General features: G+C 69.6%; 11 protein-coding genes. 3 read left to right on the top strand and 8 right to left on the bottom strand.

The window, feature by feature from the left end; translation table 11 throughout:
* Positions 1 to 41 precede the first annotated feature (41 nt).
* Complete coding sequence (locus J7E87_RS01110) at positions 42 to 296, bottom strand: helix-turn-helix domain-containing protein (RefSeq protein WP_215089013.1); 255 nt, start codon at positions 294 to 296, stop codon at positions 42 to 44.
* A gap of 55 nt (positions 297 to 351) precedes the next feature.
* Here J7E87_RS01110 and map point away from each other — a divergent pair, with 55 nt between their 5' ends.
* Positions 352 to 1,119: a type I methionyl aminopeptidase gene (gene map, locus J7E87_RS01105; protein WP_215089012.1), complete on the top strand. Its 768-nt coding sequence runs from the start codon at positions 352 to 354 to the stop codon at positions 1,117 to 1,119.
* A 7-nt stretch (positions 1,120 to 1,126) separates the two neighbouring features.
* On the opposite strand, the gene J7E87_RS01100 is transcribed toward map, so the two are convergent.
* A complete protein-coding gene (locus tag J7E87_RS01100) occupies positions 1,127 to 1,843 on the bottom strand; it encodes a glycoside hydrolase family 75 protein (RefSeq protein ID WP_215089011.1) in 717 nt (238 codons plus the stop codon).
* 174 nt (positions 1,844 to 2,017) lie between these two features.
* Entirely contained in the window at positions 2,018 to 3,841 is a 1,824-nt protein-coding gene (ggt, locus tag J7E87_RS01095) for a gamma-glutamyltransferase (RefSeq protein WP_215089010.1), read from the bottom strand.
* Positions 3,842 to 3,946: 105 nt separating this feature from the next.
* On the opposite strand from ggt, the gene J7E87_RS01090 reads away from it, so the two are divergent.
* Together J7E87_RS01090 and J7E87_RS01085 are read left to right on the top strand one after the other, a co-directional pair.
* On the top strand, positions 3,947 to 4,690 hold the full coding sequence (locus J7E87_RS01090; RefSeq protein WP_215089009.1) for a hypothetical protein: 744 nt from the start codon (positions 3,947 to 3,949) through the stop codon (positions 4,688 to 4,690).
* A 259-nt stretch (positions 4,691 to 4,949) separates the two neighbouring features.
* Positions 4,950 to 6,551 (top strand): CocE/NonD family hydrolase, encoded by a 1,602-nt coding sequence (locus J7E87_RS01085; protein WP_215089008.1) that lies wholly within the window; start codon positions 4,950 to 4,952, stop codon positions 6,549 to 6,551.
* Between the two features lie 265 nt (positions 6,552 to 6,816).
* Here the strand turns inward: J7E87_RS01085 and J7E87_RS01080 are convergent, their stop codons facing one another.
* The 5 genes from J7E87_RS01080 to pcaC form a co-directional block, all read right to left on the bottom strand.
* Positions 6,817 to 7,560: an amino acid ABC transporter ATP-binding protein gene (locus J7E87_RS01080; RefSeq protein ID WP_215089007.1), complete on the bottom strand. Its 744-nt coding sequence runs from the start codon at positions 7,558 to 7,560 to the stop codon at positions 6,817 to 6,819.
* A 119-nt stretch (positions 7,561 to 7,679) separates the two neighbouring features.
* Positions 7,680 to 8,129 (bottom strand): DUF6278 family protein, encoded by a 450-nt coding sequence (locus tag J7E87_RS01075; protein WP_215089006.1) that lies wholly within the window; start codon positions 8,127 to 8,129, stop codon positions 7,680 to 7,682.
* Positions 8,130 to 8,187: 58 nt separating this feature from the next.
* Positions 8,188 to 8,967 (bottom strand): exodeoxyribonuclease III, encoded by a 780-nt coding sequence (locus J7E87_RS01070; RefSeq protein WP_215089005.1) that lies wholly within the window; start codon positions 8,965 to 8,967, stop codon positions 8,188 to 8,190.
* Between the two features lie 45 nt (positions 8,968 to 9,012).
* Positions 9,013 to 9,645, bottom strand: coding sequence for an MBL fold metallo-hydrolase (locus J7E87_RS01065; protein ID WP_215089004.1), 633 nt, complete (start codon positions 9,643 to 9,645; stop codon positions 9,013 to 9,015).
* A gap of 12 nt (positions 9,646 to 9,657) precedes the next feature.
* Positions 9,658 to 10,938 carry a 4-carboxymuconolactone decarboxylase gene (gene pcaC / locus J7E87_RS01060; RefSeq protein WP_215089003.1) on the bottom strand — a complete coding sequence of 427 codons (1,281 nt, stop codon included), beginning with the start codon at positions 10,936 to 10,938 and terminating at the stop codon, positions 9,658 to 9,660.
* Between the last annotated feature and the right edge of the window lie 22 nt (positions 10,939 to 10,960).

Genomic DNA, 10,960 nt, shown 5'->3' with positions numbered 1-10,960 from the left:
AGGGCCGCCCGCCGCCCACCGATCGCCCCCCGCCCAGCAAGTCAGGCCGCGGGCGCCAGGGCGCAGCGCACCACCAGCTCGTCCATGGACAGGCCGAGCACCGAGGCGAGCGCGGCGACGGTGAAGAAGGCGGGGGTCGGAGCGCGGCCCGTCTCGATCTTGCGCAGGGTCTCAGCGGACAGTCCGGCGGCCGCGGCCACCTCCACCATGGTGCGGTCGCCGCGCGCCCGGCGCAGCAACCGACCGAGCCGCTCGCCGCGTTCGCGCTCTTCGGGAGTGAGGGGGGTGCGCACCATGGCGTTATTATAATGCCGGTATTCAAATACCGGAAGCACCGGTATAGTAATTGGCATGGTGGAGATCAAGACCGACACATCGATCGAGGCGATGCGCGAGGCGGGCCGGATCGTCGCCCAGGCGCTCACGGCGGTCCGCGAGGCAGCGGCCACCGGCGTCTCCCTGCGCGAGCTGGACCGGGCCGCCCGCACGGTCCTCGACGAGGCCGGGGCGGGCTCGCCCTTTCTCGACTACCGGCCGGCCTGGGCCCCGATCCCCTTCCCCGCCGTCATCTGCACCTCCGTCAACGACGCGATCGTGCACGGCATCCCCGACGACTACCGGCTGCACGACGGCGACCTGGTGAGCATCGACTGCGGCGCGATCCGGGGCGGCTGGGTCGGCGACGCGGCCGTCAGCTTCACCGTCGGCCGCGCCCGCCCCGAGGACGTACGACTGATCGCCACCGCCGAAGCAGCGCTGGAGGCGGGCATCGCGGCGGCCGTCGTCGGCAACCGCATCGGCGACATCGCCCACGCCATCGGCCGCGTGTGCCGCTCCGCGGGGTACGGCATCCCGGACGGCTTCGGCGGCCACGGCGTGGGCCGCCATATGCACGAGGACCCCGGAGTTCCCAACGAAGGACGCCCGGGCCGAGGGATGCCGCTGCGCCACGGCATGGTGCTGGCGATCGAGCCGATGGTGATCGGCGGCGGCACGGACGGCCACTACACCGCGCGGGACGGCTGGACGGTCCGTACGGCTGACGGCAGCCGGGCCTCCCACGCCGAGCACACGGTGGCGATCACGGACGACGGCCCCCGCGTGCTCACGGCCCTGTAACCCCGCTCTAATTGTTCTGCAGGAAGTCCCTGGCAAGGGCCTCGCCAAGGGTCACGGCACCACTCTGGCTCTCGATCGCCGACACCCGGGAGTTCTCGAACAGGATGTATGTGACCCCCGATTCGACGCCGCCGCTCATGGGGTCGGGGTTGATGCCGAGTGCCTCGGCGGTGGCGTACGAGGCCTCACCGATGATCCCGGTGGGTCCCGTGTCGCCCACGACCGCGTACTGGACCCGGTCCCCGTATATGACGGCGGCCACCGTCCCGTCCATGATCCTCGACGAGCCGTAGTCCCAGATCCCGCTCGGGCTGGGCACGACGATGTACGGCAGTGTCTCGGAGCTCAGGTGCGCGCCGTCCGACTGCTGGAAGGTGGTCTCGGACTGGAACCACGGGTCGGTCGCGGCATTGCACCGGTCGGTGGGCTGGCCGTCGCAGTCGATGTCCAAGTCGGCCTGCCAGAAGACGGCCCCGTTCATGGCGCAAACCGGTATGTTCTCGGGCGCTTCCTCATCCGTGCGGTATCCGCCGTTCGATATCTGCGAGCAGCCATTCACCTTGGCGAGCAGGTCGGACGCGCTGACCGTGCCCTCGTAGCTCGCGAAGTCGTTGCTGGCGGCGCCCAGCGGGTTGGGATCGGCGAGGGCTTCGGACGGCAGCGCGGCCGCAGCGAGCAGGGCGGAACCGGCGGCCGCCGCCAAAGCGGCATGTCGTATGCACACAAGGAGCCTTTCGTTCGAAAGCGTACGAAAGGCTCCCTACCCGTTCGCGGGCCCAGTGCGTCCGATCAGCCGCCGGACGGGTTACGCGGGCTTGCCGCGCAGTCCTTGCCGATCACCGCGGGGGACCCGCGCTTCGGCCTGGTTTCCGGGGCCGCGCGGCGTCAGCCGCTCCTGTCATCGACCCTCGGAATTCGCACCACCGCTCGGGTGGACGACCATCGCGGATCCGCCACCCCTGCGCTCCTTCTCGGCGGCCGCGAGCCAGCGCCCGTCGGGCAGTCGCTGGACGCCCGTCGCCGCGCCGATCTCGGGGTTCTGCCGGAAGGCATGGCCGATGGCCTCCAGCTCGCCGCGCAGCGGGCTGTTCCACGGCGCAGGTTCGAGCTCTGTCGTCGCCTGGTTACGCTGGCTGGCGCGCGGCGCCGCGATCGCCTCGACCAGCGGCAGGCCCCGGTCCAGGTGGCCCGTGAGCGTCTGAATCACCGTCGTGATGATGGTCGCGCCGCCCGGGGAGCCGACGGCGAGCACCGGACGGCCGTGGTCGAGCACGATCGTCGGGGACATGGACGAGCGCGGACGCTTGCCGGGACCGGGCAGATTCGGGTCGTGGACGGCGGGGTCCGCCGGGGCGAAGGAGAAGTCGGTCAGCTCGTTGTTGAGCAGGAAGCCGCGTCCCGGCACGGTGATTCCGCTGCCGCCGGTCGACTCGATGGTCAGGGTGTACGCCACGACGTTGCCCCACTTGTCGGCGGCCGTCAGATGGGTGGTGTTCTCGCCCTCGTACGTGGTGGGCGCGGCCGCGCCGGAAGTCCCGCACGCCGCCGGCCTGCGGGGGTCGCCCGGAGCCAGCGGGCTGGTGAGCACCGCGTCGTCCTTGATCAGGCAGCCGCGCGAGTCCGCGAACCGCTGGGACAGCAACTCCTTCACAGGCACGTCCTCGAAGGCCGGGTCACCGACCCAGCGCCCCCGGTCCGCGAACGCGATCCGGCTCGCCTCGATGAAGCGGTGCAGATACTGCGCCTGGGTGGCCTTCGAGAGGTCGGTCCGCTCCAGAATGTTGAGCGCCTCGCCGACGCTGGTGCCGCCCGACGAGGACGGCGCCATTCCGTACACGTCGAGCCCGCGGTAGGAGACCTTGGTGGGCGCGCGGCGTTCCGTCTCGTACGACCGCAGGTCCCGCACCGTCAGATCGCCGGGCCGCACGACCCGCGTCGCACTGTCCCGGACCGGAGGCTTGCGTACGGTGTCGACGATCTCCTCGGCCAGGTCGCCGTGGTAGAGCGCACCGACGCCCTTGCTTCCGAGTTCCTTGTACGTGCGCGCCAGGCCGGGGTTCTTGAAGACCGAGCCGACCACCGGCAGCTGACCGCCGGGCAGAAAGAGCTCCGCCGTGTCGGGGAAGTCCGCGAAGCGCGCCTGGTTGGCCTGGGTCTGAGAGCGGAAGGTGGCGTCGACGGTGAAGCCGTCCTTCGCCAGCCGCTCGGCCGGCTGCAGAAGCTGCCGCAGGGGTCTGCTGCCCCAGGCGTCCAGAGCCGTGTCCCAGGTCGCGGGGGTGCCGGGGGTGCCGACGCCCAGACCGCTCGTCATGCCCTCCTCGAAGGGTATGGGCTTGCCGTTCTCGAGGAAGAGGGAGGAGTCGGCGGAGCGGGGCGCGGTCTCCCGGCCGTCGATGGTCCGCACCGTCCGGGATTTCGCGTCGTAGTAGACGAAGAAGCCGCCACCGCCGATGCCCGCCGAATACGGCTCGGTAACACCGAGGGCGGCCGCGGTCGCCACCGCCGCGTCCACGGCGTTGCCGCCGCGCCGCAGCACCTCGATCCCGGCTGCCGAGGCGTCCGCGTCGACACTCGCCACCGCGCCGCCGTACCCGGCCGCCACCGGCGCCTTCACGGGGGTGGTCACCGGTGGGGAATCCGCCGGCGGCGCGGCCGCGCCGATCGAGAGTACGGCCGCCGAAACGGCCAGAACCGATACATACCGTGCGGCTGAGCGACGCATCCGTACCTCCAGTCAACGTACGTCCGCGCAGCGTAACTTCACCACCGCCGCCTCGTCAGGGCCACCTAGAACATTGTTCCAGCAACCCCGCTAACATGCGCGCCCATGACTGACGACGTACGCAACATCGTGCTCGGCGTGCTGGCCGCCGGCATCAGCGCCGCGCTGGGCTGGCTCGCCCGCACATACCTGTGGAAGCGCAGACTCCACCGCAAGCAGGCCTTCTTCGGGCTGCCGGGAAACTCCGAATCGCTGCTCGTCGTCAACCGTGAGGCCGGGCGTGACGGCTCCGTGCACCGCTTCGACGTCTTCGCGCTGATCGAGCTCTCCGCGCTGATCAAGGGCTGCGGGGCGAACGCCCAGATCGTCTGGCACGACATAGCCCAGCAGGGCTTCGGCGAGCGCACGGAATTCTGTGTGGGCGGCCCGTTCTCCAATCGCCGGATGGCCGCGCACCTGCACTCGCTGCTGCCCGGCGTGAAGGTCAACACCGACCCCGAGCCGGGCCCCGACCAGGGCGCCTTCCAGATCGGCTCGGAGCGCTACCGCATGGAGCCGGGCGTCGCCGAATACGTCATGCTGGCGCGGCTCACGGCGGGGCAGGACGCCCGGCCCGTCTTCCTCTTCTGCGGCCAGCGCGCCATCACCAACCAGGCGGCCACCCGCTATCTGGCTCGCAACCACGAGAAGCTCGCCCGCAAGCACGGCACCGACTCCTTCTGTCTGCTGCTCAAGGTGGTCAACTCGTCGGCGTACGGCCCCGATGTGGTCGAGCTGGTCGCCGATGTGACCCGCACGGCGCAGGCTCCGGCCCCCACCGGGCGCAGCTCCCACCGCGCCGCGACCTGACCCGCCCGGCCGGTCGGGCAGTCGAGTAGCCCTCACCGGCAGCGACTTGATGCCGTCGATGAAGAGGAACACGGTCAGCCGGTCGCCGAGGGGCAGTGCTCGGGACCGATGGACCCGTCGGTGCTGAGCCGCCCGCCCCGCTCACTGACACCGCGTCCAATAATCGTTACCGCTGCGTAACTTACCGGGGAGTTACCTGAAGTAAGCCCCTGCGGTTACCGTCGGGTCACTTTGCATTGACACGTGTGAGGAGTGACCCGTGGGACAGCACCGCAACGCCCTGCGCACCACCGCCATCGGTACGGTCTCCGCCGCGCTTCTCGCCGGACCCGCCGTCGGGGCGGCACCCGCCACCCCGGTGGCACAGCCCCAGGCCCGGGCGCAGGCCCAATCCACCGCCGCCGACGTACGGTTCGTCGACATCGAGGGCGACGGCGGCACCGTACTCAAGGCCAATGTGGTCACCCCGGCCGGCGCGGACGGCAGCCGTCGCTACCCCGTGATCGTGCTGCCCACCAGTTGGGCCATGCCCCAGACCGAGTACCTCGCCCAGGCGAAGGAGCTCGCCGACTCCGGCTACGTGGTGGTGAGTTACAACTCCCGCGGCTTCTGGCAGTCGGGCGGCTACATCGAGGTGGCGGGACCGCCGGACATCGCCGACGCGTCCAAGGTCATCGACTGGGCGCTGGCGAATACCCCGGCCGACCCCGCCAGGGTCGGCATGGCCGGAGTCTCGTACGGCGCGGGCATCGGCCTCCTCGCCGCCGCCCACGACAAGCGCATCAAGGCCGTGGTCGCCCTCAGCGGCTGGGCCGACCTCATCAACTCCATCTACAGCGGCCGCACCCAGCATCTGCAGGCCGCGCTCATGCTCACCGGCGCCGGTTACGTCACCGGCCGTCCGAGTCCCGAACTCCAGCGGATCATGAGCGACTTCCTCACCTCCAACCTCGCCAGGGAAGAGGAAATGCTCGAGTGGGGGAAGCGGCGCTCCCCCGCCGCCTATCTCGACAAGATCAACGCCAACGGCGCCGCCATCATGCTCGGCAACGCCTGGGGCGACTCGCTCTTCCCGCCCAATCAGTACGCGGACTTCTACGAGAAGCTCACCGGGCCAAAGCGCCTCGAGTTCCGCCCGGGCGACCACGCCACGGCCGAGGGCACCGGTCTGCTCGGACTGCCCAACGACACCTGGACCAGCGCCCATCGGTGGCTCGACCACTACCTCAAGGGCACCGACAACGGCGTGGACCGCGAGCAGCCCGTCCGGATCAAGTCCCGTTCCACCGGCGAGTACGAGAGCTACCCCGACTGGAAGTCGCTGGCCGCGACAGAACGCAAGATCGAGCTGGGCGGTACGAAGAAGATCCACGCCAACATCGACTCGGGCGCCAACGGCGGGGTCATCTTCCTCTCCAGCATCCTGGACCAGTTCGCCAAGCTGCCCCCGATGGCGTCGATCCCGCTGCTGCCGCGCTCGTTCGCCGCCGTCTGGCAGTCCGAGCGGTACAGCTCGAAGCAGATGGTCCGCGGCACCGCCAGGCTGCACACCACGGTCACCAGCACCAAGGAGAGCGGCACCCTCGTCGCATATCTCTACGACGTGGGCCCGCTCGGCCTCGGCAAGCTGGTCAGCAATGCGCCGTACACCTTCCACGGCACGACTCCCGGAAAGCCGTTCGCCGTCGACCTGGAGCTGTTCTCCACCGCCTACGACGTTCCGGCGGGCCACCGTCTCGCCCTGGTCGTCGACACCGTCGACCCGCTCTACATCGAGCACAACCCGTCCGGCGCGCAGCTGACCTTCTCCTCGTCCGCGGCCGACCCGTCCTCTCTGACGGTCCCGCTGCGCGAGAAGTGATCACCGGCTGCTGCCGGCCGGGCACTGCCCCTGAGCCACTGCTCCCCCTACGACCTGGAGGCCGTGGGGAGACCCCCACTCGGCAGCAGCGTTCCTGGTTCGGCCGGGTGACATCCACGGCCTCAATACGGATCGGTGAGATCACCATCACCGCGGGGATGAACGACAAATCCTAGTGGCTGAGCCGCCCGGTGGCGAGGCTCCCCCCGAGAGCGCGAGTGCGCATCCCGTAAGTCTCGTACGCGTCATGGGTCATGCTCCACGGTCAGTGCTTGAGAATCTTGGACAGGAAGTCCTTGGCGCGGTCGGTCTCGGGGTTGGTGAAGAAGTCGTCCGGGGCACGGTCCTCGATGATGCGGCCGTCCGACATGAAGACGACGCGGTTGGCGGCGGAGCGGGCGAAGCCCATCTCATGGGTGACGACGACCATGGTCATGCCCTCGCGGGCGAGCTGCTGCATCACTTCCAGCACCTCGTTGATCATTTCCGGGTCGAGGGCCGAGGTGGGCTCGTCGAAGAGCATGACCTTGGGGTCCATGGCGAGCGCGCGGGCGATGGCCACGCGCTGCTGCTGGCCGCCGGAGAGCTGGGCCGGATACTTGGCGGCCTGGTCCGCGAGGCCGACGCGCTCGAGGAGCCGGTGCGAGCGCTTCTCCGCCTCGTCCTTCTTGCGGCCGCGGACCTTGATCTGTCCGAGCGAGACATTGTCCAGGACGGTCTTGTGCGCGAAGAGATTGAAGGACTGGAAGACCATGCCGACATCGGCACGGAGTCTGGCGAGCGCCTTGCCCTCTTCGGGGAGCGCCTGGCCGTCGATGATGATGGTGCCCGATTCGATCGTCTCGAGGCGGTTGATCGCCCGGCAGAGCGTGGATTTCCCGGAGCCCGACGGGCCGATGACCACCACCACTTCTCCGCGGTCGACCGTCAGGTCGATGTGCTGGAGGACGTGCAACTGTCCGAAGTGCTTGTTGACGTCACGCAGCTCGATCAACGGATCGACGGCCATACGCTGCCCACCCACTCTCGGCTGTGTCGAGGTCAGCGCAAACTATCCAGCCGGACAAGGGACTTCACACTCGACACGCATAAATAGGGCATAACCCATATTAATGGTGATTTAGCCAGTTATGCCTCGGCGGCTTCAGCGTAGACCTGCGACAGCTCGGGCGCTCCATTGACCGCCCACTCGAGGCCCGCCTCCACCACGCTGATCTCGCGGCCCGACGCGAGCCGCACCACCGGGTGGCCGCCCGGCCAGATGTGCCAGGCCGCGCCCCGCACGGTACGGACGATCACGGTGCCGAGATACAGACCCGCGTCATTGCCCAGCCAGGGCAGCTCCTCCGGGTCGTCGCGCCAGCGCGGCGGCAGCTGGTCAAGGGCGGCCAAAGAGGCCGGGGAGTCGTCCAGTTCGAGCCCGGCCTGCCCAGCTCGGACGCGCAGCAGCTCACACTCGGAGAGCAGTTCGGCGACGGCCGCCGCGCGCTCCGGGTCGTACTCGGCGGCGGAGAGATCGTCCTCTTCCCGCTCAGCGCCGTGCCGCTTGAGCCAGTTGTCCAAGAAAGGGATGTTCATACCGCTCAGCCTCGCATCCCTGCGGCCGCACGCACCACAGGGCGCGCGTCAACGAACGTCAGATGTCCAGATCGACAACAACCGGAGCATGGTCCGAGGCCCCCTTGCCCTTGCGCTCCTCCCGGTCGACATAGCTGTCCTTGACCGCCTTCTCGAAGGGGTCGTTGCCGTAGACCAGGTCGATGCGCATGCCGCGGTTCTTGGGAAAGCACAGCTGGCGGTAGTCCCAGTACGTGAACGGGTGCTCGTACTTCAGGGGGCGCGGCACCACGTCGGCGAGCCCGGTCTCGCGCAGCGCTTCCAGCGCCGCGCGCTCGGGCGGGGTGACATGGGTCATCCCCTCGAAGAACGACGGGTCCCACACATCGTCGTCGGTGGGCGCGATGTTGAAGTCGCCGAGGACCGCGAAGGGACGGCTCCCGGACGCGTCCTCGGCCACCGCAGCCTGCAGCGCCTCCAGCCAGCGCAGCTTGTACGCGTAGTGATCATGGGCGACCTCGCGACCGTTGGGCACGTAGACCGACCAGACGCGGACCGGGCCGCAGGTCGCGGAGATCGCCCGCGGCTCCTGCGACCCCTCGTAGTCCGGACCGCCTGGCAGGCCCTTGACGACGTCCTCGAGACCGACCCGGGAGACCAGCGCCACGCCGTTCCACCTGCCGGAGGCGTGGACCGCGGATTCGTAGCCGAGCTCGCGCAGCTCATCGGAGGGGAACTGCTCCTCGGTGCACTTCGTCTCCTGGACGCACAGCACATCCGTGCCGCTGCTCTCCAGCCAGGCCAGCAGCCGGGGCAGCCGAGCGGTGATCGAGTTGACGTTCCAAGTCGCGATGCGCATGTGCGACAGCCTATCCGTGGGGTCTGACAGTCAGGAGGGCGGCGGTCACAGGTCCGCCGTCTCGCCCGGGGCCAGCCGGTCGTGTTCGGCGCCGCCGAGCAAGCCGATCTGGCTGTCGTAGATCGGCCGCGCGAGATCGGTGAGCAGGGCGTCGTGGATGTCGAAGGCGCGCTGCGGCTTCACCTCGCGTACGTAGTCGATGACCTCGGAGATCTTGTTCCACGGGGCCTGCACGGGGAGCATGAGCGTCTCGACCGGGTGGTCGGGGACGGTGAGGGCGTCGCCCGGGTGGAAGACCGAACCGTCCACCAGATAACCGACGTTGGTGATCCGCGGGATGTCCGGGTGGATCACCGCGTGGAGCTCTCCGTGGACCTGGACGTCGAAACCGGCCGCACTGAAGGTGTCGCCGTGGCCGACGGTGTGGACGCGGCCCGGGAAGGCCGCCGAGATCTTCTCGGCGACGCTCCGCAGCGTCCAGATCCCGGCGGCCGGGTTGGCTTCGAGGGCGGCGCGCAGCCGGTCCTCATTGAAGTGGTCGAGATGCTCGTGCGTGACGAGGATGATGTCCGCGCCGACGGCGGCGTCCTCCTCACTGAAGGAGCCGGGATCGATGACGAGCGTCTGCCCGTCCTTCTCCAGCCGGATGCAGGCATGCGTCTTCTTCGTGAGCCTCATGCTCCCATCCTGCTACTGCTCGGGATTGGTCTCCTCCTGGATGACGGCGTGGGCAACCCTGAAGGCGGAGTTCGCCGCCGGAACGCCGCAGTACACCGCCGCGTGAATCAGGACTTCCTTGATCTCGGCGGGGGTCAGGCCGTTGCGCAGGGCGGCCCGGGTGTGGAAGGCCAGCTCGTCCAGATGGCCGCCCGCGACCAGCGCGGTCAGCGTCACCGCGCTGCGGGTGCGTCTGTCCAGGCCCTCGCGGGTCCAGACCTCGCCCCAGGCGTAGCGGGTGATCAGCTCCTGGAAATCGCCGGTGAAATCGTCGGCGGCGGCCGTCGCCCGGTCCACATGCGCGTCGCCGAGGACCTCACGGCGGACCTTCATGCCCGCGACGTACGGATCGGGGCGGCCCGAGGCCATCGCTTCGGGCTGCGCGGGCGAGGCGGGCGCGATCTCGGCGACAGGCGTCACCGGGGCGGAGATCGCGGGTGCGATGGGCGGAGCCGCGATGGCGGAGAGTGTGTCGTTCCACGAGGTGGAGAAGTGACGTACGAGAAGGACGGTGACGGCGGCGGGCTGCTCGACCGGCGCGAGGTGCGAGGCCCCCGGCACCAGGGCGAGCCGCGCGTCCGGTACGCCGGCGACCAGGGTGCGGGCCTCGGCGGGCCCGGTGACCTGGTCCTCGGAGCCGACCAGGACGAGGGTGGGGACACCGACCAGGCCGAGTTCGCCGCGTACGTCGAAGGCCGCGAGCGCCTCGCAGGCGGCGATGTAGCAGCCGGGGTCGGTGGTGCGGACCATCTGGACCGCCCACTCGACGATCGCGGGCTGGGCGGCGGCGAATCCGTGCGTGAACCAGCGCTCGGGGGCGCTGCGGGCCACCGGGTCCAGTCCGTTGGTACGGACGATCACACCGCGCTGGCGGAACTCGTCGGCGGTCCCGAACCGGGGCGAGACGGCGACCAGCGCGAGGGAGGCCAGCCGGTGCGGATGGCGCAGCGCGAGCTCGACGCCGATTGCGCCGCCGATGGAGCAGCCCGCGTAGCCGAAGCGCTGGATGCCCAGCTCGTCGAGGGTGGCGAGCAGCCGGTCGGCGAGTTCGGCGACGGATGAGGCGGGGTGGGCGGGGGCTCCGCCGTGGCCCGGCAGGTCGAAACGGAACACTCTCCACTGGCGGGACAGATCGGCGATCTGCCGGTCCCACATGTGCCATGTGGTACCCAGTGAGGGACCCAAGATCAGGACTGGGGCGTCTTCTGGCCCGTCAAAGCGGTATTGCAGGGTGTTCTTCGGCGTCTCGCTCACCCGTCCGACCCTCTCATCTGTC

The sequence above is a fragment of the Streptomyces sp. ISL-1 genome (assembly GCF_018614585.1).
Taxonomy (GTDB): domain Bacteria; phylum Actinomycetota; class Actinomycetes; order Streptomycetales; family Streptomycetaceae; genus Streptomyces; species Streptomyces maoxianensis.
This window is presented reverse-complemented; position numbering and strand designations above follow the sequence as displayed.

What these genes read in the sequence shown, in the direction of transcription:
- ggt (WP_215089010.1), bottom strand. Translation starts at nt 3,841, where the DNA reads ATGCGTCGCTCAGCCGCACGGTATGTATCGGTTCTGGCCGTTTCGGCG.
- J7E87_RS01080 (WP_215089007.1), bottom strand. Translation starts at nt 7,560, where the DNA reads ATGGCCGTCGATCCGTTGATCGAGCTGCGTGACGTCAACAAGCACTTC.
- J7E87_RS01075 (WP_215089006.1), bottom strand. Translation starts at nt 8,129, where the DNA reads ATGAACATCCCTTTCTTGGACAACTGGCTCAAGCGGCACGGCGCTGAG.
- J7E87_RS01065 (WP_215089004.1), bottom strand. Translation starts at nt 9,645, where the DNA reads ATGAGGCTCACGAAGAAGACGCATGCCTGCATCCGGCTGGAGAAGGAC.
- J7E87_RS01110 (WP_215089013.1), bottom strand. Translation starts at nt 296, where the DNA reads ATGGTGCGCACCCCCCTCACTCCCGAAGAGCGCGAACGCGGCGAGCGG.
- J7E87_RS01070 (WP_215089005.1), bottom strand. Translation starts at nt 8,967, where the DNA reads ATGCGCATCGCGACTTGGAACGTCAACTCGATCACCGCTCGGCTGCCC.
- J7E87_RS01090 (WP_215089009.1), top strand. Translation starts at nt 3,947, where the DNA reads ATGACTGACGACGTACGCAACATCGTGCTCGGCGTGCTGGCCGCCGGC.
- map (WP_215089012.1), top strand. Translation starts at nt 352, where the DNA reads ATGGTGGAGATCAAGACCGACACATCGATCGAGGCGATGCGCGAGGCG.